Here is a 26,169-nt window from a genome sequence, read left to right as displayed (position 1 = left end):
CATCCCGCAGAGGTTCTCGGTCCGTGGCCATCCTAAATCTATGTACGCCATACACCAAACGTATGTTATACATAGTTTCTGTTGGCAGCCCATCACGGACGAATGGACCGTTATGACCTCGACTCTCGACGCACCGCCCCCGCCGACCAGGTCCCGCCCACAGCGGGTCTGGTGGCGCCGCCCCTGGATCGCCCCGCTGATGCTGGCGGCCGCGGCGTTCCTGGCGTTCTCGGTGCCGCCGTACCTGACCTTCGACCCGGCGAACTCGCGGCTGGAGCCGCCGCCGGGCAACGACCTGTACTACCCGCTGCTGGTCGCGCACGTCCTGTTCGGCACCGTCGCGATGACGACGGCCTGCTTCCAGGTCTGGCCCGCGTTCCGCGCGAAGTACCGGCGCGGGCATCGGATCACCGGCCGGATCTACGTCTTCGCCGGCGTCCTCCCGGCCGGCGTGCTCGGGCTCTACATCGGCTGGTACACCGCGGCCGGCCCGTCCGTCCGGGTGGCGAACCTGGCCGGCTCGGCGCTGTGGCTGATCGTCACGGTCGCCGGCCTGCGGATGGCCCGCCAACGCCGGTACGACGAGCACCGCCGGTGGATGTCGCGCAGCTTCGCGCTGGCGATGTCGATCGCGTTCAGCCGGGTCATCAACATCGCCAGCATGATCGCGCTCACCCCGAGGGTGGACAGCACCTTCGGCGGCAACGAGGAACTGATGCGGCAGACCGCGACGAGTATCGGCGTCTGGCTCAGTCCACTGCTCCTGCTGATGTTCGCGGACTACCTGCTGGACCGCCGCAAGTACGGCGCCCGCCGTCCCGCGGGTCGTCAGGCGCCCGCGGCCGCCCGGTGATCACCACCCACGACGATCGAGGAGACGACTGATGAAGGTATTCGTGGACCAGGACCGCTGTGTCGCCTCCGGGCAGTGTGTGTTCGCCGCGGAGGGCGTGTTCGACCAGCGCGACGACGACGGCATCGCTGTCGTGCTCGACGGCAACCCGCCCGACGACCGGCTGGACGACGTACGAGAAGCCGAAGCGGGTTGCCCGGCGTCGGCGATCCTGGTCGAGGGCTGACGATCGTGCTGCGCAACGTTGTCGTCGTGGGTGCCTCGGCCGCGGGACTGTCGACCGCGGAAGCCCTGCGCGCCAAGGGGTACGACGGGAAGCTGACCCTGGTCGGGGAAGAGCGGCGGCTGCCGTACGACCGGCCGCCCCTGTCGAAGCAGGTCCTCGCCGGGGTGTGGGAACCGGAGAAGGTGGCGCTGCGCGACGAGCCGGCGATCGGCAAGCTGGACGCCGACCTCCGCCTCGGCCGGCGCGCTCTCGGGCTGGACGTATCCCGGCGCGAACTCCGGCTCGACGGCGACCGCCTCGCGTACGACGGCCTGGTGATCGCCACCGGGGTCAGTCCGCGTCGTCTGCCGGGCGACGAGCTGGCCGGCGTGTACACGGTGCGGACCCTGGACGATGCCCTTGCCCTGCGTACGGCGCTGCTTGGCGGTACGAGGGTGGTCGTCATCGGAGCCGGATTCCTCGGGTCCGAGGTCGCGGCGACCGCTCGTGGTCTCAACCTCGACGTCACCCTGGTCGGCCCGCAGCCGGCGCCGCTGTACCGGCAGTTCGGGGCGGGCATCGCGGCCCTGGTCGGCGAGCTCCATCGGGATCACGGTGTCCGGCTGCGGATGACCACGGGAGTGACGCGGTTCGTGGCCGACGAAAGCAGGGTGGTCGGCGTCGAGCTGACCGACGGCACGGTGCTCGATGCGGACGTGGTCGTGGTGGCTATCGGTGCGAGCCCGGCCACTGGATGGCTCGCGGATTCGGGTCTCACGGTTCGTGATGGCGTGGAGTGCGATGCGCAGTGCCGTGCGGCTCCCGGGATCTATGCGGCGGGTGACGTGGCGTCCTGGTACCACCCGTTGTTCGACCAGCGGATGCGCGTGGAACACCGGCTCAACGCGACCGAGCAGGGGATGGCGGTCGCCGCGAACCTGCTCGGTGCGGACCGGCCGTTCGCGCCGATCCCGTACTTCTGGAGTGACCAGTACGACGTGCGTCTGCAGGCGTACGGGATCTTCCCGCAGGGGGCGCCGATGACCTTGGTGCACGGGGAGATCGCGGCCGGCCGGTTCGTGGTCGCCGCGGTCGAGGACGGCGTCGTGGTCGGCGTCCTCGGCTGGAACTGCCCACCGCGCGATCTCCGCGAACTCCGCCGACTGGTCGCCGATCGCCGAGCCCTCCCCGAAGGAGCCAGATCATGAGGACGAGCACGCTCCTGTGGTTCGATAACCAGGCGGAGCAGGCGGCCGAGTACTACACGAAGCTGTTCCCGGCTTCGCGGATCCTGCACCGGCAACGTGCGGCGAACGGCCAGGTCAGCACGGTCACGTTCGAGGTCGCCGGGCAACGCCTGGTCGCCTACAACGGGAGTGTCCCGCTGACCTTCACCCCGGCGATCGCGCTGTACGTCGAGTGCGACAGCCAGCACGACATCGACACCGCCTGGTCCGGGCTGACCGACGGTGGGACGGAAGGCCCGGGCGGTTCGTTGACCGATCGCTTCGGCGTGACGTGGCATGTCGTCCCGAGAACGCTGGGCGAACTCCTGGCCGACGCCGCACCGGACTGCGCCGAACAGATCCTGACCGACCTGCACGCGATGACGAAGATCAGCGTCCAAGGGCTGATCGACGCCGGCGCCCGGGCCGCGGTCCACCGCGCGCTGAGCTAGTCTGCCAGGGCAAACGCGACGTCACAGCCAACTCACCAACCGTGACGTCGGTCGGCTCCGTGACCTGGGGAGGCGGGTTGGCCGCTCGACGTCGAGTCTGGCGCTGGCTGCTGCGCGGTCTCGCGGTCCTCGTGCTCGCTGCCCTGGGCACCTATCTGTACGTGGTCGGGCTCGATCAGGCCGACAAGCTGGCGAGCGCGCTGGGCCTGTTGGTCGCGGTGGCCGGACTGTTCCTCTCCCTGCGGGCAAGCCAGTCGCCGCGGGCCGAGGTGGAAGACGCGCAGAAGCCCGAACCGCTGAGCGAGCCGCCCAGGACGGCGTACCTCGAAGACGTTCGGATGCTGGCGCCGCCACAACTTCTCGGCCGGGAAGCCGAGCTCGCCCAGCTGGCCACGTTCTGCACCGCCGACGGCCCGAGCCACTGGCGATGGGTCGCCGAGGCGTGGTCGGGCAAGTCGGCTCTGCTGGCATGGTTCGTCCTCCATCCGCCCGAGCGCGTGGACGTGGTGTCGTTCTTCATCAGCACCCGCTTCGACCAGCACGACAACCGGGACGCGTTCATCGACGCGGTGACCGAGCAACTCGACGCGCTGGCCGGTGTCGAATCGGCGCCGCTTCCGGTGTCGGCCCGCGCCAGGCATCTCCGGCACCAGCTGAGAAACGTCGCGGCGACCCGCCGGCGCGACGGTCGGCGGTTGGTCCTGGTGGTCGACGGACTGGACGAAGACAGCGCCGCTGCCGTCGGTCAGTCGATCGCCGGGTTGCTGCCGCAGGAGGCGGTACCCGGTCTGAAGGTGATCGTCGCCGGCCGGCCGAATCCACCGCTGCCGCCGGAGCTCGCGGCGGATCATCCGCTGCGGTCGGCCACCAACATCCACGTACTGACACCCTCGGGCCGGGCCAAGGATCTCCGGCTGGCCGCGGAACTCGAGCTGCGAAGGTTGCTCGGTGACCCGTTGGGTCGCTCGATGCTGGGCCTGCTGACGGTCGCCGCCGGGCACCTGACCGCGGCCGACCTGGCCCAGCTGTCCGGGGCGGAGAAGTACGAGGCGCGGCAGCTCCTCCGGTCGTCGACGGGCCGGACGTTCGTCAGCCGGCCAGGTCGCTGGCGGACCGGTCCGGAGTACGAGACGTTCGGTCTGGCCCATGAGGAGCTTCGGCTGGAGACCCTGTGGTCCCTCGACGATTCGGAACTGGAGAGGTACCGCCAAGCGCTGCTGTCGTGGGCCGCGCGCTTCGAGGCCGACGGTTGGCCGGCGGACACCCCGGAGTACCTGCTTCGCGGCTACCCGGGCTTCCTGCGTGATGCGGAGCGTTTCGAGCTCGCGGTGGCGCTGGCGTCCGACCAGAAGCGGCAGTCCAGAATGCTCGAAGTCACCGGTGGCGACCAGTACGCCTTGAGCGAGATCAGCAGCCTCGTCACTGAACTCGTGTTCCAGGATCGGCCCGATCTGCCGGCGCTGGCCCGGCTCGGATTCCATCGCCGGCACCTCGAAGTCCGGAACAGCCTGCTGCCGATGAATCTGCCGTCCCTGTGGGCGAAGCTCGGCCAGTACGACCGAGCCGAGGCGATGGCCCACGCGTTCGCCACCGAGTTCGGGCGCGAAGGGGCCGTCGGAGGTGTGGTCTGGGAGATCGCCGAGCAGCGCGATGTGCCGAGGCTCGAGCGCCTGCTCAGCTCGTCCGAGGACCCGGATCACCGGCTGTGCGCTCTCGCGGCTCTCATCGAAGCAGCCACCGCGGACGCTGACTGGCTCCGCGTGGACCAGTTGACCGATCGGGTTCTCGAGGAGGCGTCCTCGGCCAGTGACCTGCCGGCGTTGATGCTCGTGGTCACCGCTCTGGCGGAAAGCGACGATCAGCGGGCCGAACGCCTGCAAGCGCGGTTGGAGGGCAAGGGGTACTTCGCTGCCCTGGTCCTGGTGACGCGGGCGAAGGCGGCGGGGGAGCGCGGTGATCACGCGCTGGCTGCTCGGCTGTCCAGGCGCGCCGAGGCGCTGTCCGACGACTTGCCCGACGCACGCCGCTTCATCGTCCTGTCCGAGCTCGCTGCCGCACCCTCGGTGGTGGCCGACGAGCCGTCCCGTGAGGCCCTTCGGCGCAAGACCGTCCCGGAGCCCGACCAGGATCTCGCACCGGCCGCGAAGGTCGCCGTCCTGACAGAGGCGGCCGCCCGGTACTGGCGTGCGGGATGGTCCTCGATCGCCGGCGAGCTGACGGACGAGGTCCTGTCGGCGTACCGAGCGCTGCCCACCGGTGCGGAAGCCCGCACCGCACTCGACGGCCTGTGCCGGCTGCTGGGCCTGGCCGGGGACAGCGCGCAGGCTCATGTCCTGATCGGCGCGGCCCGAGAGCGCTACCGGACCGATGGGCGCGGTCAGCAGGCGCTGCTCACCGAGTTGGCTCTGGGTCTGACGGAGGCCGGTCACCATTCGGCGGCTGATCAGGTGCTCGAGGGGTGGCCGGGGGATGCTCGCGAGGTTTCCTGGGGGCGGCTGGCGCAGGCTGAGGCGGGCCGTGGCTCGACCGACCGCGCCCGGTCGATGATCGCCCGGATGGCGCCAGGGCCCGATCGGCTGCAGCCGCTGGCGGAGCTCGCGCAGGCGCTGGCCAAGGCCGGGGACGGTTCGGCGGTGGCTGCGGTCGCGGACGAAGCGATAGGGCTCGCCGACGCCGTCCCGGACGTCGACATGGACAACTACCTCACGCCGGAGATGACCGTCTACGGTGCGATGGTCGATCTCGCGCACGCGCTGGCGGACACCGGGCTCCCGGACCGCGCCGCCGAGCTGGCCGACTGGGTGGAGACCCGACGCGCGGGCCGGGTCGACCATCCGGCGACTGCCGAGCTGGTGGGGCTCGCCGACGCGCTGATCGGTATCGACGACGCGGTCCGGGCGGAGCGGGTGATCGCGGTGATCGATCCGATGGCGCAGCGCCGCCTCCAGGCCGATCTGGTGGATCGCCTGCTGAGCCGCGGTGACGATGTTCAGGCCGAGGCTGTCGCCGATCGCATGCTGTCGGAGGAGGGTCGGCTCAAGAGTTTGGCGGCTGTCGTCCGTCGTCGCGGTTGCGATGGGTCGGAGTTGGCGAGCAAGGTTTGCGAGCCTCTCGGTACGGGTGGTGCTGCGCCCTACTACGAGGCCCAGGCCCGGGTATCGGCGGTTGTGGAACTGGGTGCCGGCTGCGGCTACGACGCCGCGGCCAGGCTCGCGGAGACGATTGCGGTTGACGATGACGTCGATTGGCGCGAGTGGGCCTTCGTGCTGCTCGCGGTCACGGCGGCCGAGGCCGGCGACGACCAAGCAGCTGAGCGACTGGCTGATCAGGTTCACCGGCCGTTCCGCCGGATTCAGGTCCTGACGGCGCGAGCGGAGTCGGGCAGCGGTGCGGATCGCGTGGATCTGGTAGCGCGAGCAGTCGCGACGCTGCCGGAACTGGAGGATCCGGAGCAGCGGCGACAAGCGCACTTGTCGATCGCGTCCGCCTTCGAGGCTTCGGAACTGCGGGACCCGGCGATGGAACAAGCAACCGCGGCTCGGTCACTCGCCGCGGCGATCGCGGATCCCGAGGACCGGGATCGTGCGCTCCTCGACGTCGTCAAGTGGTTCGTCGGCGTCGCCGAGTTCGACACAGCGGCAGCGACGGCGGACCTGGTCGGCGACGAGTACGAACGTCGTGAAGCGTTCGTCCCGATCGCCAAGGCCGCGGCGATCGCGAACGACCTGGTCCGTGCCGAGGCGGCGGTCAACAGCCTCCCGACGGAAGAGTGGCGGCAGGACGCGTGGGCTGATGTCGGCACAGCGGTCGCGGACAGCGGCGACCATCGGCGAGCTGAAGAGCTCAGCCGTTGCATCATCGTCGAGAGCGACGGCTGGACCGGGGGCTACCAACGTGTTGCCGGTGTCCTCCAGGCTGCTGCTCGCTCGGCGTGGTCGCGGGACGACCTGGACGAGGCCGAGAGGCTACTGATCGCGCTGACCAATCAGGCGCCCTTCGGTACCACCCCGTTCTGGGCGGCGGACGTCGCCGGCTCCTGGGCGGACCTGGCCGGCGCTGTCGGAGATCCCGCCGACGAGCGGGCGCGGCTGTGGGTCGGTCGGGCGCTCGACCTGGTCGGCCAGATCCGCGAGGCGGAGGTGAGATCCGTGACGCGGCTCCGCTGCGTACCGGCGGTGTACTCGCGGCTGGCTGCTGGGCTGATCGGTCAAGCGTTCGCGGACGGGCCGTGGCATCTTCCGCTGGCCGCGTGGGGCGGAATCGAACCGGAGGGTCTGCAGGAGTTCGCGGACGAGGTTCTCATGACTCGTCATCGCGGCTGAAGGTTTCCGGTCGCCCGGCTGGCGGCGGAGGTGGAGGCGAGAGCGATCCTGGTGAGCTCGCGTCGACCTGGCACACTCGGAGGAGGGCTAGTGGGGAGTTTGCGATGAGTGAGCGGGACGGCAGGTCCAAGCCGAGCGCGCAGTTGGCGAACCTGGCAGGCATGGCGGCCGCGGCCGGCCAGGAAGCCAGGGTGGCGGCGGCGCAACGACGGCTGGCCCCGGTCCGGCTGACCGACGAGGAGCGGCGCCTCTGCATCGACGAGCTGTCCGAACAGTTCGCGATCGGGCGCCTCGATGAGGACGAACTCCATCGCCGCGTCGACCTGGCGAACGAAGCCGTGACCCATCGCGATCTACAGCCCGCCTTCGCCGGACTGCCCGCGCCGTCGCTGTACCGGCCCGTGGAGAACCGGCGACCTGGGCGGTGGAGGTGGGCCGCGTTCGCGGGCGCGGTGTGGTTGGCGTTGCCGTTCTTCCTGACCGGGTTGGCGTTCCTGGTGTTCGGGCGCGAGGTGGCGGCCGCGATCTTCGGGGTGCCGGCGGTGGTGTGGGTGATCTTCGCGTACCGGTGGGCGTCGCGGCCGAAGCGGGAGGGGCGGGGGACTTAGGTCCCCCACGCTGGTCTCCTCCGGAGCCTGGCTTTCAGCGAGCAGACCCCGCCCCTCTGGCCTACGTTGTCAGTACGTCACTGTGATGCCCGCCCACCCATCACCGCGAAAGGCTCCGCCATGCCCGCAATTCCGGATGCGCACGCGAACGACGCGGCCCACGCCGCTTCCGACCCGGCCGGACCGCCGGCTACCCGAGGCGGGCACTACGTCCCGCAACGTGCGCCGCTTCGGCCGGTACCGTTCCAGAAGCTGCCACCGGGTGCGATCGAGCCGCGCGGCTGGTTGGCACAACAACTCGACTTACAGGTGCGCGGTTTGTGCGGCCGGTACGACGAGATCTCCGACTTCCTCGGCTACGAGACGAACGGCTGGGTTGATCCGGCCCGGGGCGCCTGGGAGGAACTTCCGTACTGGCTGCGTGGCTTCGGTGATCTCGGCTACGTCACCGGGGACCCGGGCGTCCTGACCCGGGCCGAACGCTGGATCAACGGCATCCTCGGTACTCAGGCCGACGACGGCTGGTTCGGACCCGAACGGCTGCGCACCTCGTTGGAGAACGGGCCCGACTTCTGGCCGGGGATGCCGTTGCTGGCCGCGTTCCGGTCGTGGTTCGAGTACTCGGGCGACGAGCGGGTGATCCCGTTCATGACCAAGTACCTGCGGTTCCAGAACACCCAGCCGCCGGAGGTGTTCAACCGGTCGTGGGGTGCGTTCCGCTGGGGCGACAACATCGACAGCGCGTACTGGCTCTACAACCGCACCGGTGACGCGTGGCTGCTCGACCTCGTCGGCAAGATGCACGCCGGCTCGGCCGACTACACCACCGGGATCCCGAACTGGCACAACGTCAACCTGGCCCAAGGATTCCGCGAACCCCTGCAGTACTGGCTGTTGGCCGACGACCCGAAGTACCGGGATGCGACGTACCGGAACTACGCGACCGTCCTGGGGATGTACGGGCAGTTCCCCGGTGGTGGGTTCGCGGGAGACGAGAACTCGCGGCCCGGGTTCGGCGATCCGCGGCAGGGGTTCGAGACCTGTGGGATCGCCGAGCTCATGCACAGCTGCGAGCTGCTCACCCGGTTCACCGGCGACCCGGTGTGGACGGATCGGTGCGAGGAGCTCGCCTTCAACTCGTTGCCGGCCTCCTACGATCCGCTCCAGCAGGTCATGCACTACATCACCTGCGCCAACAGCGTGCAGCTCGACGATCGCCCGAAGCACGGCCAGTTCCAGAACCCGTTTGCGATGCTCGCCTACAAGTACGGCGTCCACCAGTACCGCTGCTGCCCGCACAACTACGGCATGGCCTGGCCGTACTACGCGCAGGAGCTGTGGCTGGCGACGTCCGACCACGGCCTGGCCGCGTCGATGTACGCCGCGAGCAAGGTCACCGCGCGCGTCGGGGACGGTACCGGCGAGGTGGTCAGCGTCGTGCAGGACACGGAGTACCCGTTCGGTGAGTCGATCAAGTTCACCGTCCAGGCAACCCGGGACACGCGATTCCCCTTCTACCTGAGGGTTCCTGGCTGGGCGCACAGCTTCACGGTCGAGGTGAACGCCGAACGGGTCCACGCCAAGGCCGACGGTGGGTGGGTCAAGCTCGACCGGACCTGGCGACCAGGTGATCGGGTCGAACTGGTGCTGCCGATGCGGACCACGACGCGGACCTGGAAGGACAACCAGCACTCCGTCTCGGTCGATCGTGGCCCGCTCACGTACTCGCTGGAGATCGCCGAACGGTACGAGCGGATCGGCGGCACCGAGGAGTGGCCCGAACTCGCGGTCCACCCCGAGTCCGCGTGGAACTACGGCCTAGTCCCCGGTGCGAAGTTCGACCTCGTACGCCGGGACGTCGCGGCCGACGCGGACCCGTTCACGCACCAAGGGGTACCGCTGGCCCTGACCACGAAGGCTCGGCGGATTCCGCAGTGGGAGACCGATTCCGAGGACGTGGTCGGCCTGCTCCAACCGGGTCCCGCACGGTCGGCCGAGCCGGTCGAGACCGTCACCCTGATCCCGATGGGCGCGGCGCGCTTACGGATCACCGCGTTCCCGCAGGTCGCCGAAGACGGCCACGACTGGATCTACCGGACCAGGATCACCGCATCGCACGTCTACGAGGGCGACTCGCTCGAGGCGGCCGACGACGGGCGGTTGCCGAAGTCGTCCGCGGACCAGTCGATTCCGCGCTTCACCTGGTGGGACCGGCGCGGGACGACCGAGTGGATCGAGTACGACCTGCGCGAGGCGCGGGAGTTGTCCGAGGTCGCGGCGTACTGGTTCGACGACACGGGGACCGGGCAGTGCCGCGTACCGGAGTCGCGGCGGGTGCTGTGGCTCGACGGTGAGACCTGGCGTGCGGTGGAGAACACCACGCCGTACGAGGTGGCGGTGGATCGCGTGAACACGACGAGGTTCACGCCGATCCGGGCGCAGCACGTGCGAGTGGAAGCGGTCCTGCGGCCGACGTACTCGGGTGGGCTGCTGCACCTGGCGTTCGGCTGACGCAACGGTCCCGCCGTCGCTGGGCTGCGACGGCGGGACGGGGTGGGCTACTCGGCAGGCTATTTGCCGGGCGTCGAGGCCACGAAGAGGACGACGTCGCCCGGGGAGTACGAGGCCGCGTCGCGCACGTACCAGGTGGACGGCGGCTCGGGGATACCCCACTGGACCTCGTCCTTGCCCGCAGCCTGGTACGCCTGGATCTTCAACCCGTGAGCGGCCACCAGCGGCTTCACCTCGGCGAGGGTGAGGTTGCGGAACTTCACCCCGTGCAGGGCCTCGCCCGGGTCGTCGATGTTGCCGAAGTGGTGGTAGATCTCGCCCGGTCGTGCCGCCCGGCCGAAGTTGATCCTGGCCCAGCCACGGAAGCCCTGCTGGATCTCCAGCCCTTCCTGGCAGCCCGGGTCGGCGGCGGTCAGCGTACCGCTGCACTTCTCGCCCGGCTTCAGGATCTGCATCTTGTCGAGGTCCTCGGAGGTGCGGGCCGCGTAGTCGCTGAACTTGCCGACGTTGGGCGGGCTGACCGGCATGGCGTCGACCCTGATGTCCAGGCCCATCGCCTTGAAGTCGGCGTTGTACTGCGCGGTGTCGGCGGTCGGGTCGATGACCCGGACGATCAGGTTGCCGCCCTGCTCGGTGAACGAGAGCGCCTTCGGCTGATCCTGGCCCGGCCGGCTGTGCAGCGTGGCGCCGACCACGCCGCCGATCAGCAGGAGCGTGGCCGCGACCAGGACGAGCCGGCGTCCGGTCGTGGCCCGGCGTCGCGGAGGCTCGACGGGAGCGGGGCTCTCGGTGGCGGTGCGCGCTGCCGGGTCGGTCGCGGTGATGTCGTCCGCCAGCCGCTGCCAGGTCTCCGGTGTGACGGACGGGGAGCTGGTGACGGGTTCGAGGGCGCGGGTGACCGCGTCGACGTCAGGCGTCTTCATGGCTGACCTCATCTCTGGCGAGTGCCGGCGGGCTCGCCGCCAGCAGTTTCGCGAAGCGTTTCCTTGCCCTGTGCAACCGGATCCGGACGGCGTTGCGCGAACACCCCAGGGCGGTGGCGATCTGCGCGGAGTCCAGCTCCTCCCACGCGACCAGCGAGAGCAACTCGCGGTCGGCGTCGGGGAGCGCCCGGAAGGCCCGACCGGCGGTGGACGTGTCCGGTGCGGGTTCGGGTGGCGTCGTCTCGGTCAGCTCGGACCGGAGCCGGTCGGCCAGCGCCGTCCGGCGGCCCTCGCCGCGCCGGTGGTTCGCCAGCGCACGCCGCGCCACGCCGTACAGCCAGGGCCGGGTCTGATCGCCGGCCGGGACGTCGTCGAGACGGCGCCAGACGACCAGGAACGTGTCCGCCAGCAGGTCGGCCGCGTCGTGCCCGTTCCCGGTCCGGCGCCGCAGGTATCCGAGCACGGCCTCGCGGTGCGCCGCGAACAGCTCCTCGAACCGCTCCCGCCGGGGATCGGGCACACCCGCCTCGCTCACTGGGCCGGGGCGGGCCCTGATCGGTGTCTGCGTCATACCTCCCACATGTCCGGCACCCCGCGTCCCATTTCACCCGACGAAGGTTGCACCCGGGGCCTGCTCGGCCGCACAGTCCGATGACCGTCCGCGGGCCCCGCCTCGTAGGCTGCGGACATGACCGCGCTGCGATCGATCGCGTTGTTCGGGCTGGCCGCGCTGGCGGAGATCGGCGGGGCCTGGCTGGTCTGGCAGGGCGTCCGCGAGCACCGGGGCGTGCTCTGGGTCCTGGGCGGGATCCTTGCCCTCGGCGCCTACGGGTTCGTCGCGACGTTGCAGCCGGACGCCCACTTCGGCCGGATCCTCGCCGCGTACGGCGGGGTCTTCGTGGCCGGGTCGTTGCTCTGGGGAATGGTGCTGGACGGGTTCCGCCCGGACCGGTGGGACCTGATCGGGGCGGCGGTCTGTCTCGCCGGGGTGGGCCTGATCATGTACGCGCCCAGGTCCTGAAATAGCCTGGCGTCGTGACCGATGCCCCGACCGCCGTGCAACGCCTGGCCGTCCCCGCCGACGCGCCCGCGATCGCGGAGCTGGCACGCTCCTCGGTGCGCGCGCTGTTCCCGGCGTACTACGACGAGCGGCAGACCGCGAGCGCGGCGACCCACATCGCCGTCCTGGACCTCGCGCTGATCGAGGACGGCACGTACTACGTGCACGAGGCGGCCGGCGAGATCGTGGCCTGCGGCGGCTGGAGCCGGCGGAACAAGCTCTACAACGGGACCGACGCCGGCGCCGACGCGCGGCTGCTCGACCCGGCGACCGAGCCGGCCCGGATCCGGGCGATGTTCGTCCGCGGCGACTGGACCCGGCGCGGTCTCGGCCGGGCGATCCTCACCGCGTGCGTCGACGCCGCCCGGGTCGAGGGGTTCGGCACGCTCGCGCTGATGGCGACGCTGCCCGGCGTCCCGCTGTACCAGGCCTTCGGCTTCACCGAGGTGGAGCACACCGACCTGACCATGCCTGACGGAGTCGTGCTGGGTGGGGTCGCGATGGAACGCGCCGTCGACTGATCGGAGAGACAGACCATGACCGCAGGCACCACAGCCACCGCCCCGGACGGTACCGAGGTCGTGCTCGGTGAGATCGGCACCCGGGTGGTGTTCGAGAACGGCCGCGTCCGGGTCTGGGAGGTCGCCCTCGACCCGGGCGAGGCGCAGGGCTGGCACCTGCACCACAACCCTTACGTCGTGCTCTGCCTGTCGACCTCGCCGTGTCACATGGACTGGCTCGACGGCAGCCCGGCGCGGCAGCTGAGCGAGACCGTCGGCGGCTCGGTGTACCGGGCGGTGTCCCCGGTGCACATGCTCACCAACGACGGCGACGCGCCGTACCGGAACCGGCTGATCGAGGTGCTCGATCTCGGCGAGGAGGCGTCGGGTACGCCGTACGACGCGCCCGCCGGCGTGGCCGAGGCCGGGTTCGCGGAGGCGGGCGAAATTCCGGCGAAGGTGGTGCTGGAGGACGACGATGTCCGGGTCCGCCACGTCACCCCGGACGCGGGCGCGGCGTACACCTGGCGGACCGGGGCGTACCCGTCGCTCGTGGTCGACCTGGATCTGTCGACCGAGCCGCTCACCGGCGTGCGGTACGTGGAGCCGGGAGAGTCGTACGCCCTGCCGGTCAAGGCCGAGCAGACCTCGGGGTACAACATCGTCGAGCTGCTCTACTACGCCCGCTGAGCTAGCTGGTGCGTTTGAGGAGCTCGCGGACCTCGGTGGCGCTCGCGCAGTCGAGGGCTTCGGTGGCGAGGGCGGCCGCGTCGGCGTAGGCGAGGCGGCGCAGTTTCGCCTTCACCAGCGGGACTTGTGGGCCGACCGCGCTCAGCTCCTGGACGCCCAGCCCGACCAGCAGCGACGCGGCGGCCGGGTCGCTGGCGAGGTCACCGCAGACGGCCACCTCGACGCCGGCCGGTACTGAGCTGACCACGGTCGCGATGAGCTGCAGTACCGCGGGGTCGAGGCCGTCGGCGAGAGCGGCGACGGCCGTGTTCGTCCGGTCGGCGGCCGTCGTGTACTGGGTCAGGTCGTTGGTGCCGATGCTGACGAAGTCGAGTCGCTCGGCGAGCCGCCCGACCCGGAGCGCGGCGGCCGGGACCTCGACCATGATGCCGATCTTCAGCCCGTCCGGCCGGGATCCGAGCGCGTCCAGCTGTTCGATGCCCCAGGCAACTTCCTCGACAGTGGTCACCATCGGGAACATCACCAGTACCGGTGTCTCCGCGGCGACCTCGCGGACCGCCCGCAGTTGGTCGCGGAGCAGGTCCGGGCGACGGCGGAAGACCCGCAGCCCGCGTTCGCCGAGGAACGGGTTCGCCTCGGGCGGCTGGGGGAGGAACGGCAACGGCTTGTCGCCGCCGATGTCCCAGGTGCGGATCGTGATCGGCCGGCCGTCCAGCGCGGCCGCGATCGCCCGGAACACCTCGGCCTGCTCGGCGGTCGTCGGGGCGGTCCGCCGATCCCCGAACAACACCTCGGTCCGTACGAGCCCGGAGCCGTCCGCGCCCCGGGCGTCCCGCGCGTCCTGGACCGAGCCGACGTTCGCGAAGACCGGGATCGTCCGCCCGTCCGTCGTGGTCGCGGGCTGATCGGCCTCGGCGAGGGCGACCTCACGCTCGGCGGCACGCTCCCGGATCGTCGCCCGGAACGCGTCCTCGTCGGGATCGACCACGAAGACCCCGGTCCGCGCGTCGAACCCGACCCGCACACCGTCGCGCACCTCGACGTCACCGATCCCGGTGATCAACGGAATCCCGCGCGACCGAGCCACGATCACCCCGTGCCCGGTGGTTCCCGCAGCCCGGATCGCGATCCCGGCCACTTGCTCCGCGTCGATCGTCGCCGCGGTCGCGGCATCCAGCTCGCGAACCACGAGTACTCCGTCCGCGGGCGGCTCGACCTCCTCGACGCCGGTCAGCGCGCGGAGTACCCGGTCGCGCACACTGCGAACGTCCTGGGCCCGCTCCCGCTGATAAGCATCATCAAGCTGCTCGAAAGCCTCAGCCAATTCGGTGAGCGTCGCCCGCCAGGCATCGGGAGCACTGGAGCCGCGGTCGATCGCCCGCTCGATCGTCCGCAACTGCGCAGGATCACCGAGCAAAGCAGCCTGAGCCTCGAAGATCCCCGCCTCAGCAACCCCGACCCGCACCTCGGTCTCGGCCCGCAACCCCTCCAACGCCCGCCCAGCAACCCCCCGAGCCTCCGCAGACCGCCCCCGCTCCTCAGCAGTACTCCCAGCCACGTACCGACTCAGATCAACCTCAGAAACCCAAACAACAGCCGCCCCCAAAGCAACATCAAGCCCAGACCCACCTACCCCAGACCGAGCTGGCACGACCGCGCCGACAGCACCTCCAGCAACGCCCGCTCCACCAGCGTCACCAGCCCCAGCAGCGCCCTCCCCGCCAGCACCCACCTCAATTCCAGCTGGCGCGACCGCGCCGACAGCACCTCCAGCAACGCCCGCTCCACCAGCGTCACCAGCCCCAGCAGCGCCCTCCCCGCCAGCACCCACCTCAATTCCAGCTGGCGCGACCGCGCCGACAGCACCTCCAGCAACGCCGGCTCCACCAGCTCCGTCAACCACCGCGGCGCCGGAAACAGGTTCATCATCAAAGTTCCGCTCAGCCAACGACCGAACCGCCTCGAGCGCCTCAGCCGCCTGCTCCCCAGCAGCCCCCACCCGCAACCGATGCCCCTGCTGCGCGTTCAACGTCGCAACAAGACTCAAACTCCCCGCATCGACCGGCCCCCGCCCGGTATCGAGATCCGTCACCGTCACGACCGCCTCGAACGACCCCACCAACCCCACCAACCGAGCCGCCGGCCGAGCATGCAACCCATGCTCGTTCCCCACCAGCACCTCGATCTCCAGCTCGTCGCCGGCAGCAACCTCCGCACCAACCTCGGCCACCACATCACCAAGGTGATCCTGCTTCCCCGCCAACCCCCGCCCAGCCTCCGCGACAACCGCCTCGAGCGACGCCCCCGTCGACGCGGTCACCGCCGCCGCGACCAACCCCTCGACCAACGGCGCACTCGACAGCACCACCCGCCCAGCCACCTCAGGATCGACGAACTCCAGCGCCATCTCCGCACTGAGAATCGCGCTCCCGAGATCGAGCAGCACGAGCACCCCGTCCGGGCTGTCCGCCTCGGCGATCGCCTCCGCGACAGCGGCCGCGTCGGTCCCGAACGTGCTCGCGTCCAACCCGGCCGCCACCGCGATCACCGGCCGGTTGTCTTCGGCAACCATCTCCGCAGCGAGCCCCACCGCCGCATCCGCCAACGCGCGGCTGTGCGACACCACCACGATGCCGATCATGCCGCCGCCTCCGGGCACTCGCGGGCTGGTGTCATCCGAGCGTGCGGGCAGCGGACTCCAGTACCAGGGTCGTGCTGGTCGCGCCCGGGTCCTGGTGGCCGGCGCTGCGTTCGCCGAGGTAGCTCGCGCGACCCTTGCGCGCGACCAGCGGTACCGTCGCGTCCCGGCCCTTGGCGGCCGCCTCGGCCGCCGCGACCAGGGCGCCGTGCACGTCGGAACCACCCGCGACCGCCTCGTCGTACGCCGCCAGCGCCGGCGCCCACGCGTCGTACATCGTCTTGTCGCCGAGCTCCGGCTTGCCGCGCTGGAGGATGCCGCCGACCCCCGCCTTCAGCGCCTCGCCGAGCGAGGCCGGGGTGATCTCGGCGCCGGTCAGCGCGGTCCCAAAGCGGAGGAAGAACGTGCCGTACAGCGGCCCGCTCGCCCCGCCGACCTTGCTGACCAGCGTCATCCCGGCCTTCTTCAGCATCTCGTCGGGCGCCGCGAAGGTGGTCTCGTCGAGCACCGCGACCACCGCCTGGAAGCCACGGTCCATGTTGCTGCCGTGGTCCGCGTCGCCGATCGCCGAGTCGAGCTCGGTCAGGTACGCCGCGTTGTCGTGCAGCGTGCTCGCCAGGTCGCGCAGCCAGCTCTCGAAGGTGTCGACTCCCATGCTCACGCGCCCCAGCGTAGGCCGGGGGTGTTCACGGGCGCGTCCCAGAGCCGTACCAGGTCGTCGTCCACCTTGAGCAGCGTGACCGAGCAGCCGGCCATCTCCAGCGAGGTGATGTAGTTGCCGACCAGCGACCGGGCCACCGTGATCCCGGCGCTGTCCAGCAACTGCCGGACCTCGTTGTACATCAGGTACAGCTCGATCAGCGGGGTCCCGCCCATGCCGTTGACGAAGGCAATCACCGAGTCGCCCTGCCGGTACGGGAGGTCGGAGACCACCGGGTCGACCAGCAGCGCCGCGATCTCCTTGGCCGGCGCCATCGGCAGGCGCTGGCGGCCGGGCTCGCCGTGGATGCCGATGCCGACCTCCATCTCGTTCTCGGCCAGCTCGAACGTCGGCTTGCCCGCGGCCGGCACGGTGCACGAGGTGAGCGCCATCCCCATGCTGCGGCCGTTGTCGTTGACCCGGCGGGCCAGGTCGGCGATCTCCTGCAGCGGGCGGCCCTCCTCGGCGGCGGCGCCGACCAGCTTCTCCAGCAGCACGGTCACGCCGACACCGCGGCGGCCGGCCGTGTAGAGGCTGTCCTGGACGGCGACGTCGTCGTTGGTGACGACCGACTGCACCTCGGTCCCGGCCTCGGCGGCGGCCATCTCGGCGGCCATCTCGAAGTTCATCACGTCGCCGGTGTAGTTCTTCACGATGTGCAGGACCCCGGCGCCGGCGTCGACCTCCTTGGTCGCGGCCATCATCTGGTCCGGCACCGGCGAGGTGAACACCTCGCCCGCACAGGCGGCGTCCAGCATGCCCAGCCCGACGAACCCGCCGTGCATCGGCTCGTGCCCGGAGCCACCGCCCGAGATCAGCCCGACCTTGCCGGCCCGGGGGGCGTCCTTGCGGTAGACGATCCGGTTCTCGAGATCCACCCGGACCTGCTCGGGATGCGCGGCCACCAGCCCACGCAACGCTTCACTCACAACATCGGCAGGGTCGTTGATGAGCTTCTTCATAAGCCCATCTGAGCACACCGGACACCGAAGAGGTAGAGGGGCGAAAACCGGGCCGCGACCGGACGCGGCCGAACGGCATCACAAAGTCACAAGCCGACTACCTGCCCGGTGCCGGGCAAAGTCCGCGGATCAGTCCTTGGGGCGCAGCAGCGGCCGGACGACCTCGCGGGCGTCGTGGATCCGGGACTTCACCGTGCCCAGCGGGGCGCCGACCTCGGCCGCGATCTCCTCGTAGGAGAGCCCGTACACGTCCCGCAGGACGAGCGGGGTGACCATCTGCGGCCGGTCCCGCTCCAGCGTCTCCAGCGCCTCCAGCAGGTCCAGCCGGGTGCCGGCGATGACGCTGGTGGTGCGCGGGTCCGGTCGGTCCATCGTCTCCGGGTTGTGCGCGGCCTGGGCGGACCGCTTGAGCTTGCGGTACGTCGAGCGGGCCGAATTCGCCGCGACGGAGTGGACCCAGGTGGAGAAGCTGCTGCGGCCGGAGTAGGTGTTGATCTTGGTGGCGATGTTGAGCAGCGCCTCCTGGGCCGCGTCCTCGGCGTCCGCGGAGTACGGCAGCACGCTGCGGCAGATCCGCAGGACCCGCGGGTGGACCAGCCGGAGCAGGTCGTCCAGGGCGTTCTTGTCACCGCCCTGGGCCCGCTCGGCCAGGACGCCGAGGTCGTCGGTCGGGCTGCTGGTCTCGCTCATCTCCGCCTTCGCTGTCGCCGGTCCCCGGGGCGGGGGACTCCCAGTGATCCATAATGCCTTGTATGGGGGTCCCAACCAGACTCGGGCGGTACGTCGTGCGCCGTCGCCTGGGCTCAGGCGGGTTCGCGACCGTGTGGCTCGGCTACGACGAGCAGCTCGACGCCGAGGTCGCGGTCAAGGTGCTGGCCGAGAACTGGGCCCACGACGACTCCGTCCGGCGGCGGTTCCTCGAGGAGGGCCGGTTCCTGCGCCGGGTCGAGTCCGAGCACGTCGTCCAGGTGCACGACGTCGGCGAGCTCGAGGACGGCCGCCCGTTCCTGGTGCTGACGTACGCCGACCGCGGCACGCTCGCGGACCGGTTGAAGAAGGAGCCGCTGGACCTGTCGACCGCGATCGGCGTGGTGGTCCAGGTCGGCCGGGGTCTCCAGGCGCTGCACCGGCGCGGGCTGCTGCACCGTGACGTGAAACCGGCGAACGTGCTGTTCCGCGGGACGGACGAGGGCGAGCGCGCCGTCCTGTCCGACCTGGGGCTGGGCAAGTCGCTGGACGAGGTCTCCCGGATCACCATGCCGGGCGGTACGCCGTCCTACGTGGCACCCGAGCAGGCGATGGGGGAGCGGCTGGACCAGCGCGCCGACCAGTACTCGCTGGGCGCGGTCGCCTACGCGGCGCTGACCGGGCGGTCGCCGCACCAGGTGGACGGCCTGGGCGCGGCCGGTCGCGTCAAGGCGCCGGAACCGCCGAGCGCGCTCGGATTCGCGGTCCCGGACAAGGTGGACGCGGCGATCGTCCGCGCCCTCGACCCGAACCGCGAGAACCGCTGGCCCGACGTGGCCGCCTTCACCCGCGAACTCGTCGGCGCCCTCGACGAGACTACCCACGACTTCGTCCCCGGCGCGGCGCTCGCCACGATCGTGGTACCGGCTGAACCGAAGGATGCGGGCGGCAAAGACCCCGGAGTCACCACGCTCAGCGACGCCAACGCGCCCACCGTCTTCAAGCCCTCGGTGGAGAAGTCCGTCACCGTCGAGTGGTGGGACCCCGCCGACACCGCCGGCGCCGGCCCCGCCTCCCACCGCACCCTCAGCCCCATCAAACCCGAACCCGACCCCGGCGAAGCCACCCCAGCCCAAGCCGCTCCGAGCACCCCACCAGCCGCCGGAACAGGCACCGCCCAGCCCGGCAGCGCTCAAACAGGTGTCGCTCCCGGCGCCTCCCAGCCGGGAGGTGCGGCTGGCGCCGCACCGGTGGATCCTGCGGCTGACACAGCGCGGATCGGCGCCACATCCGGCACGGCGCACTCCAGCACCACCACCAAGGGCGGCGCAGCTCCCGGCACTGCTCACGGTGGCGCGGCGTCCGGGAGCCCGCAGGGTGGCGCGGCGTCCGGTGGTGCGCAGGCTGGCAGCGGGCCTTTCGCCGCGCAGGCCGGTGCTGCGCGGGTGTCGGTGGGTGGCCCGGATGCCGAGACTGCTGTTGTCGAGCGGGCGCCGGAGAAGGTGGGGCGGCGGAAGGGCCGGTGGATCGCCGCTGCCGTGGTGGTCTTCCTGGTCGGTGGTGGGGCCGGGTTCGCGGCGCAGCGGTACTTCGAGGATCGGGCTCTGCCGGGGTTGCGGGCCTGTGCCGTGGTGAAGCCGAGTGGTGTCGGCGTCAGCGAGATTTCGGCGGAATGCCGGGGCGGGTCTACGCTGCCGCAGCATGAGAGAACGTGACCGCCACGGTCACCTGATCCGGGGGTGAGGATCATTGTGAGAGACGTCGTCGAACGGTTCCGGTTGTCCCCCGCGTTCCGCCAGTCGAGCCGGCGCAGGTTCTACCGGCTCCGGTCCGCGGTCTTCCGCACCATCTGGCCGGCGGAGTAGCGCCCTAGCTTGCCCTAGGCAACTATGTGGCCTGGTCCGTCCGCGTCACCGTGTCGGTGGCGTGTTCGAGCACGTCCCGGACCGCCTGCTCGTCCTGCGGCAGACCACCCGCGCTGATCTCGACGGCGCAGTTGCCGGAGTCGTCCAGGGCGACCCACCGGACCACCACGTGGCGGACCGATTCCTGCGGGATGTAGGTGTAGACCAGGGTGGCTGTGCGGCCGTCGTCGGCGACGTCGCGCGAGAGGATCTTCAGGGCCTGGCTCGGCGGGACTCCCCTGAGCGCCTGAATCTTGGCCTCGAGGGAGGCGGTCGGCGGCCGGGTGATGGTGAAACCGGCCTCGATCCGGACGAAGCGCTTGCCCGTCGGATCGGTGAACCGGGCTTCCTTCTTCGGATCCGGCTGGGTCATCCACCAGTTGGAGGGCACCTTCACCGTCACGTTCGAGCGCACGGCCCAGTCCGCCACGAACGAGCGGGTCTTGTACCGCAGGTCGCCCTTGTCCAGCGCCGGGGTGTTGTCGGGCAACCCGGTCTTCACCGGTTCCGTGGGCGTGGGCGTCGTCGAGCCGATCGGTGCGGGTGATCCCGAGGTCTGCGCGTCGGCCGAGGTGAGCAGGCCGACGCCGTACCCACCGGCGGTACCGAGGGCGGCGATGCCGAGCAGGCCGGAGGCGAGCAGCATGGTGCCCGCGACTCTGCTGACCACGCGCATGCCTCCTCCACCGAATCAGGCTCGCCCGCGTTCGCGGGCCTACGACTGAGACGACGCAGCGGCCCTCTTGGTTGGCCCGGGCGGCCAAAATCACCGCCGGAAGGTTCGTCCGGAGCGCGGGCTCAGTCCTTCTGGCCGACCGTCTTGGTCGCCTCGAACAGCACCGCGCCGAGCCCGTCGGCGTCCTGTGGCAGACCGGTGATGCTCATCTCGACGGTGGCCTTGTCGTCACCGCCGGCCGCTACCCAGCGGACGATCACGTACCGTCGGGTCTCCTTCGGGATGTAGGTGTAGATCAGCGTCGCGATGTCCCGCCGGGTGCCTTCCTCGTCGGTCACGGTGTCGGCGCCTTGCTCCAGGATGCGCAGGTCGTTCTCCGGCGGCTGGCTGGACCGGAGGTCGCCGATCAGCTTGTCCAGCAACTGGGCCGGCGTCAGGTCGGCGGGAAAGCCGGACTCCACCCGCACCGCGCGCTCGCGCAGCGGATCCAGGAACTTCACCTCGCCCGGGGTGTCGGGCGAGGTGGTGAGCCGCCAGCCGCGCGGGGTCGCGAGCGACACCCGGACCGACGGCTGCGGCTCCTGCCGGACCGAGAAGGTGTGGTCCTGGAACCGCATCCCCTTCACCTTGAGACCGGGCAGCGAGTTCGGAACCGGGGTCTTCAGGGCGAACGCCGGCGGCGGAGTCGGCTCGGTCGTGGCTTCGCCCGGCCCGGTCCCGCCCGCCGCGGCCGACTCGGTGCGCCGGCCAATCTCGTACCCGGCGGCACCACCGAGGAGCCCGAGCAGCACCAGGCCACTCGCGAGAACCGCTGTCTTCACCCCTGCACCAGATCCCAGAACGCCAGTTCGAACCGCACCACCCGGTCGAAGGCGAGCGTCAGTTCCGCGGCCGGCTGCTCGCGGTCGACCAGGCCGGCCAGTTGCTCGACGTACGCCGCGAACTCCGGCGACGACCAGTTCGCGACGAACCCGGCGTACGGCGTGTCCGGGCCGGTCGTGTCCCGGACCGAGGCCCACGCGTCGTAGTACGCCTTCTCCACCGCGTACAGCACCGTGATCCCGACCGGCCAGCCCGCGTGCACCGACGCGAGCAGGTAGGACGAGTACCCGAGGTTCAGCAGCGACGGCTCGACGGCCAGGTCGAGCCCGCGCTCGGCGGCCTCGGCCTCGAACAGCGCCAGCTCGGGCTCCAGCGCCGCGAGACCACCGGCCAGTACCTCCCGCGCCGCGTCGTCCGGCGCGATCGTGCTCAGCTCCCGCAGGAACGCGCGGAACGCCAGCACGAAGAAGTAGTCCTCGGTCAGCCACCGGTCGAACCTGGCCCGGGGCAGTGTGCCGGCAGAGGTCCGGGTGACGAACGGGTGCGTGAGGATCCGCTTCCAGGCAGACTCCTGCCCGGCGAGCAGCAACGACGAGGTCTCAGGCACCCGGCCATTCTGTCATCCGGCGGTGACACCGGCCCGCGACCGGATCAGTACACCTCGATCCGATCGATGCTGACCTGGGTACTGGTGGAGGCCGGGTTCTTCTCCCCGGTGACCCGGACCCTGAGCGTGTGCTCGCCCGCCGGCAGGGTCGGGCTGACGTAGTTCAGCTGCTCCCCGACCCGGATCGAGCTGTAGTAGTCGACCCGTTGCTCGGGCCCGCCGTCGATCGAGATCGCGGCGATCCCGTTGCCGACGTCGCGCACGCTGAGCAACGCCACCTTGGTCCCGCTGAACCGGATCGTCGCCGTGTTGCCGGCCGCCCCGCTCCAGTGGTCGTTGCCCCAGAAGCACTGCACGCCGCAACCGGACCCGGAGTTCCAGACCCCGGAGTACTGGACCTGGTTGAGGCCGGTCCCGACGTCGGTGTCGTTGATCACCGAGGTGGCCGCGCCCGGGTCGCCGGACGGCAGGGTCTGGGTGGCGCCGGCGGCCAGCGGGCGGCCGAGGTTCGGGGTGCCGTCGGCGTTCCAGCCGATCTTCTGCACCCGGCTGGTGCGGAACGAGTACGTGTACTGGCTGGTGTTCTTGCCGTGGTACGCGATCCAGTCCTCGGTGCCGTCGGGCGAGGTGAAGAACGAGTGGTGCCCCGGTCCCCAGACGCCGGTCGCGTCGTTGCGGGAGAAGATCGGGCCCGGATGCTGGACCCAGTTCGCCGCGACCATCGGGTCGGCGCCGTTGGCGATGCTCTTCATCCACAGCTGGTAGTCCGGTTTGCCGGTGTCGCAACTGGAGTACGTGAGGAACGTGCGGCCGTTGCGGTACAGCGGCGTCGGACCCTCCCGGACCTCGTTGCAGCCACCGCTGGCCGGGATCGCGACGCGGGCGCCGGTCGCCGTCCACGGGTTGCTCATCCGGACGATGTACAGCTGCGCCGGACCGCCCATCCCGCGACCCGGGCCGGCCCAGACGAAGTACTGCTGCCCGTTGTGCGTGATCGGTTCGCCGTCGATCGCGTACTCCCCGAAGTCGGCGATCTTGGCCTTGAACGTGTACGGGCCGAGCGGGTCGTCGCCGGCCGACTCGAGCACGTACATCCGGTGGTTCGCGTCGACCCCGTCGGAGGCGGTGTAGTACACGTACCAGCGGTTGCCGACGTGCCGGAACGCGGGCGCCCACATCTGGGTGTTGCGGCTCGGGTCGGACTCCCGGTAGACCACGGTCTCCGGGGCGACCAGCAACGTGGCCAGGCTGGGGGAGGACCAGATCCCGATCCGGTTCCCGGTCGTCGTCGCCACGTAGTACCGGCCGTTGTGGTACAGCAGCGACGGGTCGGCCCCGGCGTTCACCGGGTTGCGGAAGGTCTGGGCCATCACGGTCTCCGGGGCGGCGGGTTCAGGCGGCACCGGTTCGGCCGCCGCGGCGGTCCCGGTGGCGAGCAGGGTGGCGAACAAGGCGGTGAGGAGCGGGCGGACGAGCCTCATGGCGGACCCCTTCGTGGGCGGACGGTACGGATCCCTGCGCCATTATTACAACGTTAAAGCGAGGATCGGAAGGCCCTATCACCGAGATCGAAAGGCGGAACCGACGGCGGCCGTAGTCCCGCCGAGGCGCTCGCGGCCGCTGGTGCCGTTGCCATGGGCACCCAGCTGGTCCGGGTCAGCGGATCGATCCGTCAGCCCGCAGAGCGGGGCCGTTGACCTGGAGGAAGTTGTTGCGCAGGGCAATCATGCGGGCGGCGAGCGGTTCGGCCACGGGCAGGATCAGGTCGTCGTCCAGCAGCCGGGTGCCGCCGGTCGTCTCGTACTCCCGGGCGCCGGCGCTGACCAGGTCGAGCAGCACGGTGTTGGTCCGCAGAGTCAAGCGCTGCAAGGCGATCCGGTGTGCGGCGACCCCGCTGAGCGCGAGCATGAGCCGCTCCGCGACGACGATCTCGGCCCACGCCTGCGCGAGCTGACCGGCGAGTCCACCGGGCCCGATCCACGGTTCGACCGCGATCGCGAGCTGGCGCCGGTAGCCGTCCAGCCAGGGTGAGCACGGACCCTCGATCGGCCCGGTCGTGAACATCGCCGGCACGGTCCCGTCCGCGACCACGTACCGCATCATCGCGATCTTGTCCCGGACGCCGGAGAACCGCGGCGCCCCGGCGAACAGGTCCAGCTCGTACTCGACCAGGATCCCGAGTCGCCGGAGCAGCTGGACGGCCGCGATCAGCTCCCGCAGGCGGCCTGGGTCCCCGGGGACTCCACTGAGATCCACCCGGGCGAGGAACAGCCCGTTCTCCCGGAGTACCTGGAAACCTCCGGCGAGCACGTCCCGTGGCGTACACGCGGTACTCCACAGGACGTGGCCGAGCAGCCCGTCGGCGGCCAGTTGCTTGACGACGTCGGTCCCGAAAGGCTCCCCGGGCCGGCGCGAATCGCAGTGCAGAGTGAGCAGTGTGGCTCCGTGCAGACAGCCGCTGAACCGGCGCAGCACGACAGAGCCCTGATCAGTATCCATGGTCCCCCCACGACGCCGATCGACTGAATTCAAGGTCCGCCCACCCACCGTCGATGTCAAGCCCCGACCTGCCGCCTCGGCAATTTCCTGTAACGCGGCACCCCCGTCACAGGATGTAGCCGCCGGAGGGGGGAACTTCCATGGATCACTTCAATTCACCGCCGGGCTGGCCGGCTCCACCGACGCCCGACTGGCGACCTCCGCCGGGCTGGCGTCCCGACCCGTCCTGGCCGGCGCCACCGCCGCGCTGGCGGTTCTGGGTCAACGAGCGCGGCGGCCGCAGCCTCGGCCCGCGAGGTCTGTACGGCTCGGTCGGCCGAGGTCGACTGGCGGCCGTGGGTGGGGCTGGTGGGGTGCTGCTCATCCTGGTGCTGAGCGCGCTCAGCGGAGGAACCGGGCAGGCTTCGCAGGCGGTGGACAAGCCGACTGTCACTCGGACGGTGCCTGGGCCGGAGACCACTGTGACGGTTCGGGAGACCGTGCCGGGGCCGACGGCAACCGTCACGCAGCCCGCGCCGCCACCGCGGACCGTCACGGTCAAGCCGACGCAAACGAGGACGGCGACGCAGCCGGCGCCCTTGGTCAGGCAGACCAGGACGGCGGCGCCGAAGGCAACCAGTACGCGCACGACGGAGCGGGTGAACGTCTCCTACGCGAACTGCTCGGAAGCGCGGGCCGCGGGTGTGACTCCCTTGTATCGCGGGGATCCGGGCTATGCGTCGCATCTCGACCGGGACGACGACGGGGTCGCCTGCGAGTAGCCAGGATCGCGGATCGTGAGCAGGCGATTGCTCTCGGCAACAGTGCGGAGAGTGATAGACGACTACTGTCTGTTCCTTGCGCGCGACACGGGGTTTCGCCATAAACTTTACGAAGATTTAGGCGTGACGTTCGGACGACCTGGTCGTTGACGAGTCAGTGACTTGTTGATCCCGGGTCTCCTGGGGAATCCGGAAGGGCCGCCCGTGCACAGATTCAATCCGCCACCCAGCTGGCCGGAACCGCCGAGTGACAGCTGGCGGCCGCCGCCCGGCTGGGAGCCCGACCCTGCTTGGCCGGACGCACCGGCCGGCTGGGGCTTCTGGGTGAACCGGCACGGCCGACCGGCGACCGGCCCGATCGGGGCGTACGGCGCTCTCGACGGCGGCCGGATCGGGGTCGCGACGGCCGATCGGTCGTTGCTGTTGATGCACTCCTGACATGTACTGCGGACAGCCCCGCGTTCCCCACCGTGGAACGCGGGGCTTTCCGTTGCCCCCGTCTGTTGCGCAGTATGGAACCGGCACAACTCTTATCGCGATCCGATGTTATGTTATCAATCTAG

24 protein-coding genes and 3 pseudogenes are annotated in these 26,169 nt (G+C 70.5%); 13 read left to right on the top strand and 14 right to left on the bottom strand.

Annotation, left to right across the window (positions count from 1 at the left end):
• Nucleotides 1-112: 112 nt before the first annotated feature.
• From FB561_RS05850 to FB561_RS05820, 7 genes are all read left to right on the top strand, one after another.
• Nucleotides 113-853, top strand: coding sequence for a DUF2306 domain-containing protein (locus FB561_RS05850; RefSeq protein WP_202880551.1), 741 nt, complete (start codon nucleotides 113-115; stop codon nucleotides 851-853).
• Between the two features lie 31 nt (nucleotides 854-884).
• A complete protein-coding gene (locus tag FB561_RS05845) occupies nucleotides 885-1,079 on the top strand; it encodes a ferredoxin (protein ID WP_145803827.1) in 195 nt (64 codons plus the stop codon).
• Nucleotides 1,080-1,084: 5 nt separating this feature from the next.
• Nucleotides 1,085-2,266 (top strand): NAD(P)/FAD-dependent oxidoreductase, encoded by a 1,182-nt coding sequence (locus tag FB561_RS05840; RefSeq protein WP_145803825.1) that lies wholly within the window; start codon nucleotides 1,085-1,087, stop codon nucleotides 2,264-2,266.
• The gene (locus FB561_RS05835) at nucleotides 2,263-2,736 is read left to right on the top strand and encodes a VOC family protein (protein WP_145803823.1); all 474 of its coding nucleotides are present in this window, start codon (nucleotides 2,263-2,265) and stop codon (nucleotides 2,734-2,736) included. The genes FB561_RS05840 and FB561_RS05835 overlap by 4 nt, the downstream gene beginning before the upstream one ends.
• 77 nt (nucleotides 2,737-2,813) lie before the next feature.
• On the top strand, nucleotides 2,814-7,058 hold the full coding sequence (locus tag FB561_RS05830; RefSeq protein WP_145803821.1) for a P-loop NTPase family protein: 4,245 nt from the start codon (nucleotides 2,814-2,816) through the stop codon (nucleotides 7,056-7,058).
• A gap of 104 nt (nucleotides 7,059-7,162) precedes the next feature.
• Nucleotides 7,163-7,666, top strand: coding sequence for a DUF1707 SHOCT-like domain-containing protein (locus FB561_RS05825; protein ID WP_145803819.1), 504 nt, complete (start codon nucleotides 7,163-7,165; stop codon nucleotides 7,664-7,666).
• 120 nt (nucleotides 7,667-7,786) lie between these two features.
• Entirely contained in the window at nucleotides 7,787-10,177 is a 2,391-nt protein-coding gene (locus tag FB561_RS05820) for a beta-L-arabinofuranosidase domain-containing protein (protein WP_145803817.1), read from the top strand.
• Between the two features lie 59 nt (nucleotides 10,178-10,236).
• On the opposite strand, the gene FB561_RS05815 is transcribed toward FB561_RS05820, so the two are convergent.
• Nucleotides 10,237-11,100 carry a hypothetical protein gene (locus FB561_RS05815; protein ID WP_145803815.1) on the bottom strand — a complete coding sequence of 288 codons (864 nt, stop codon included), beginning with the start codon at nucleotides 11,098-11,100 and terminating at the stop codon, nucleotides 10,237-10,239.
• Entirely contained in the window at nucleotides 11,087-11,671 is a 585-nt protein-coding gene (locus tag FB561_RS05810) for an RNA polymerase sigma factor (RefSeq protein ID WP_145803813.1), read from the bottom strand. Before FB561_RS05810 ends, FB561_RS05815 begins: the two co-directional genes overlap by 14 nt.
• A 117-nt stretch (nucleotides 11,672-11,788) precedes the next feature.
• Here FB561_RS05810 and FB561_RS05805 point away from each other — a divergent pair, with 117 nt between their 5' ends.
• From FB561_RS05805 to FB561_RS05795, 3 genes are read left to right on the top strand one after another with little or no spacing between them, the layout of a single operon-like run.
• On the top strand, nucleotides 11,789-12,121 hold the full coding sequence (locus FB561_RS05805) for a YnfA family protein (RefSeq protein ID WP_145803811.1): 333 nt from the start codon (nucleotides 11,789-11,791) through the stop codon (nucleotides 12,119-12,121).
• A 14-nt stretch (nucleotides 12,122-12,135) separates the two neighbouring features.
• Nucleotides 12,136-12,681: a GNAT family N-acetyltransferase gene (locus tag FB561_RS05800; RefSeq protein WP_238334668.1), complete on the top strand. Its 546-nt coding sequence runs from the start codon at nucleotides 12,136-12,138 to the stop codon at nucleotides 12,679-12,681.
• A 15-nt stretch (nucleotides 12,682-12,696) separates the two neighbouring features.
• The gene (locus tag FB561_RS05795; RefSeq protein WP_145803809.1) at nucleotides 12,697-13,350 is read left to right on the top strand and encodes a cupin domain-containing protein; all 654 of its coding nucleotides are present in this window, start codon (nucleotides 12,697-12,699) and stop codon (nucleotides 13,348-13,350) included.
• 1 nt (nucleotide 13,351) lies between these two features.
• On the opposite strand, the pseudogene ptsP reads toward FB561_RS05795, so the two are convergent.
• The 7 genes and pseudogenes from ptsP to FB561_RS05770 all read right to left on the bottom strand — a co-directional run.
• Nucleotides 13,352-14,950, bottom strand: a pseudogene (gene ptsP, locus FB561_RS05790) (phosphoenolpyruvate--protein phosphotransferase); the annotation flags it as partial.
• A 29-nt stretch (nucleotides 14,951-14,979) separates the two neighbouring features.
• A complete protein-coding gene (locus FB561_RS37735) occupies nucleotides 14,980-15,279 on the bottom strand; it encodes a hypothetical protein (RefSeq protein WP_170284532.1) in 300 nt (99 codons plus the stop codon).
• Nucleotides 15,280-15,301: 22 nt separating this feature from the next.
• A pseudogene (locus tag FB561_RS39110) lies at nucleotides 15,302-15,529 on the bottom strand (HPr family phosphocarrier protein); the annotation flags it as partial.
• Between the two features lie 54 nt (nucleotides 15,530-15,583).
• A pseudogene (gene dhaM, locus FB561_RS39105) lies at nucleotides 15,584-15,991 on the bottom strand (dihydroxyacetone kinase phosphoryl donor subunit DhaM); the annotation flags it as partial.
• A 31-nt stretch (nucleotides 15,992-16,022) separates the two neighbouring features.
• Entirely contained in the window at nucleotides 16,023-16,643 is a 621-nt protein-coding gene (dhaL, locus tag FB561_RS05780; RefSeq protein ID WP_145812782.1) for a dihydroxyacetone kinase subunit DhaL, read from the bottom strand.
• A 2-nt stretch (nucleotides 16,644-16,645) separates the two neighbouring features.
• A complete protein-coding gene (dhaK, locus tag FB561_RS05775; RefSeq protein ID WP_145803807.1) occupies nucleotides 16,646-17,650 on the bottom strand; it encodes a dihydroxyacetone kinase subunit DhaK in 1,005 nt (334 codons plus the stop codon).
• 129 nt (nucleotides 17,651-17,779) lie between these two features.
• Nucleotides 17,780-18,340 carry an RNA polymerase sigma factor gene (locus FB561_RS05770; RefSeq protein ID WP_145803805.1) on the bottom strand — a complete coding sequence of 187 codons (561 nt, stop codon included), beginning with the start codon at nucleotides 18,338-18,340 and terminating at the stop codon, nucleotides 17,780-17,782.
• Nucleotides 18,341-18,402: 62 nt separating this feature from the next.
• On the opposite strand from FB561_RS05770, the gene FB561_RS38500 reads away from it, so the two are divergent.
• On the top strand, nucleotides 18,403-20,052 hold the full coding sequence (locus FB561_RS38500; RefSeq protein ID WP_238334667.1) for a serine/threonine-protein kinase: 1,650 nt from the start codon (nucleotides 18,403-18,405) through the stop codon (nucleotides 20,050-20,052).
• Between the two features lie 172 nt (nucleotides 20,053-20,224).
• On the opposite strand, the gene FB561_RS05760 is transcribed toward FB561_RS38500, so the two are convergent.
• The 5 genes from FB561_RS05760 to FB561_RS05740 form a co-directional block, all read right to left on the bottom strand.
• A complete protein-coding gene (locus tag FB561_RS05760) occupies nucleotides 20,225-20,911 on the bottom strand; it encodes a ubiquitin family protein (RefSeq protein WP_145803803.1) in 687 nt (228 codons plus the stop codon).
• A gap of 128 nt (nucleotides 20,912-21,039) precedes the next feature.
• Complete coding sequence (locus tag FB561_RS05755) at nucleotides 21,040-21,738, bottom strand: hypothetical protein (protein ID WP_145803801.1); 699 nt, start codon at nucleotides 21,736-21,738, stop codon at nucleotides 21,040-21,042.
• Nucleotides 21,735-22,346, bottom strand: a complete 612-nt coding sequence (locus FB561_RS05750; RefSeq protein ID WP_145803799.1) for a thiaminase II/PqqC family protein — start codon at nucleotides 22,344-22,346, stop codon at nucleotides 21,735-21,737. Before FB561_RS05750 ends, FB561_RS05755 begins: the two co-directional genes overlap by 4 nt.
• A gap of 44 nt (nucleotides 22,347-22,390) precedes the next feature.
• A complete protein-coding gene (locus FB561_RS05745; protein ID WP_145803797.1) occupies nucleotides 22,391-23,827 on the bottom strand; it encodes a family 43 glycosylhydrolase in 1,437 nt (478 codons plus the stop codon).
• A gap of 175 nt (nucleotides 23,828-24,002) precedes the next feature.
• Nucleotides 24,003-24,845 carry a hypothetical protein gene (locus FB561_RS05740; protein ID WP_145803795.1) on the bottom strand — a complete coding sequence of 281 codons (843 nt, stop codon included), beginning with the start codon at nucleotides 24,843-24,845 and terminating at the stop codon, nucleotides 24,003-24,005.
• A 140-nt stretch (nucleotides 24,846-24,985) separates the two neighbouring features.
• Here FB561_RS05740 and FB561_RS38185 point away from each other — a divergent pair, with 140 nt between their 5' ends.
• Nucleotides 24,986-25,606: an excalibur calcium-binding domain-containing protein gene (locus tag FB561_RS38185; RefSeq protein WP_202880550.1), complete on the top strand. Its 621-nt coding sequence runs from the start codon at nucleotides 24,986-24,988 to the stop codon at nucleotides 25,604-25,606.
• 204 nt (nucleotides 25,607-25,810) lie between these two features.
• Nucleotides 25,811-26,044, top strand: coding sequence for a hypothetical protein (locus FB561_RS05730; RefSeq protein WP_145803793.1), 234 nt, complete (start codon nucleotides 25,811-25,813; stop codon nucleotides 26,042-26,044).
• The last annotated feature ends 125 nt before the right edge of the window (nucleotides 26,045-26,169 follow it).

The organism is Kribbella amoyensis (assembly GCF_007828865.1).
Lineage (GTDB): Bacteria > Actinomycetota > Actinomycetes > Propionibacteriales > Kribbellaceae > Kribbella > Kribbella amoyensis.
The sequence above is the reverse complement of the archived record's forward strand: the minus strand, read 5'-3'. Positions and strand labels throughout refer to the sequence as shown.

What these genes read in the sequence shown, in the direction of transcription:
- dhaK (WP_145803807.1), bottom strand. Translation starts at nt 17,650, where the DNA reads ATGAAGAAGCTCATCAACGACCCTGCCGATGTTGTGAGTGAAGCGTTG.
- FB561_RS05845 (WP_145803827.1), top strand. Translation starts at nt 885, where the DNA reads ATGAAGGTATTCGTGGACCAGGACCGCTGTGTCGCCTCCGGGCAGTGT.
- FB561_RS38185 (WP_202880550.1), top strand. Translation starts at nt 24,986, where the DNA reads ATGGATCACTTCAATTCACCGCCGGGCTGGCCGGCTCCACCGACGCCC.
- FB561_RS05745 (WP_145803797.1), bottom strand. Translation starts at nt 23,827, where the DNA reads ATGAGGCTCGTCCGCCCGCTCCTCACCGCCTTGTTCGCCACCCTGCTC.
- FB561_RS05850 (WP_202880551.1), top strand. Translation starts at nt 113, where the DNA reads ATGACCTCGACTCTCGACGCACCGCCCCCGCCGACCAGGTCCCGCCCA.
- FB561_RS05770 (WP_145803805.1), bottom strand. Translation starts at nt 18,340, where the DNA reads ATGAGCGAGACCAGCAGCCCGACCGACGACCTCGGCGTCCTGGCCGAG.
- FB561_RS05740 (WP_145803795.1), bottom strand. Translation starts at nt 24,845, where the DNA reads ATGGATACTGATCAGGGCTCTGTCGTGCTGCGCCGGTTCAGCGGCTGT.
- FB561_RS05825 (WP_145803819.1), top strand. Translation starts at nt 7,163, where the DNA reads ATGAGTGAGCGGGACGGCAGGTCCAAGCCGAGCGCGCAGTTGGCGAAC.
- FB561_RS38500 (WP_238334667.1), top strand. Translation starts at nt 18,403, where the DNA reads ATGGGGGTCCCAACCAGACTCGGGCGGTACGTCGTGCGCCGTCGCCTG.
- FB561_RS37735 (WP_170284532.1), bottom strand. Translation starts at nt 15,279, where the DNA reads ATGATGAACCTGTTTCCGGCGCCGCGGTGGTTGACGGAGCTGGTGGAG.
- FB561_RS05835 (WP_145803823.1), top strand. Translation starts at nt 2,263, where the DNA reads ATGAGGACGAGCACGCTCCTGTGGTTCGATAACCAGGCGGAGCAGGCG.
- FB561_RS05810 (WP_145803813.1), bottom strand. Translation starts at nt 11,671, where the DNA reads ATGACGCAGACACCGATCAGGGCCCGCCCCGGCCCAGTGAGCGAGGCG.
- FB561_RS05795 (WP_145803809.1), top strand. Translation starts at nt 12,697, where the DNA reads ATGACCGCAGGCACCACAGCCACCGCCCCGGACGGTACCGAGGTCGTG.
- FB561_RS05815 (WP_145803815.1), bottom strand. Translation starts at nt 11,100, where the DNA reads ATGAAGACGCCTGACGTCGACGCGGTCACCCGCGCCCTCGAACCCGTC.
- FB561_RS05805 (WP_145803811.1), top strand. Translation starts at nt 11,789, where the DNA reads ATGACCGCGCTGCGATCGATCGCGTTGTTCGGGCTGGCCGCGCTGGCG.
- FB561_RS05820 (WP_145803817.1), top strand. Translation starts at nt 7,787, where the DNA reads ATGCCCGCAATTCCGGATGCGCACGCGAACGACGCGGCCCACGCCGCT.
- dhaL (WP_145812782.1), bottom strand. Translation starts at nt 16,643, where the DNA reads ATGGGAGTCGACACCTTCGAGAGCTGGCTGCGCGACCTGGCGAGCACG.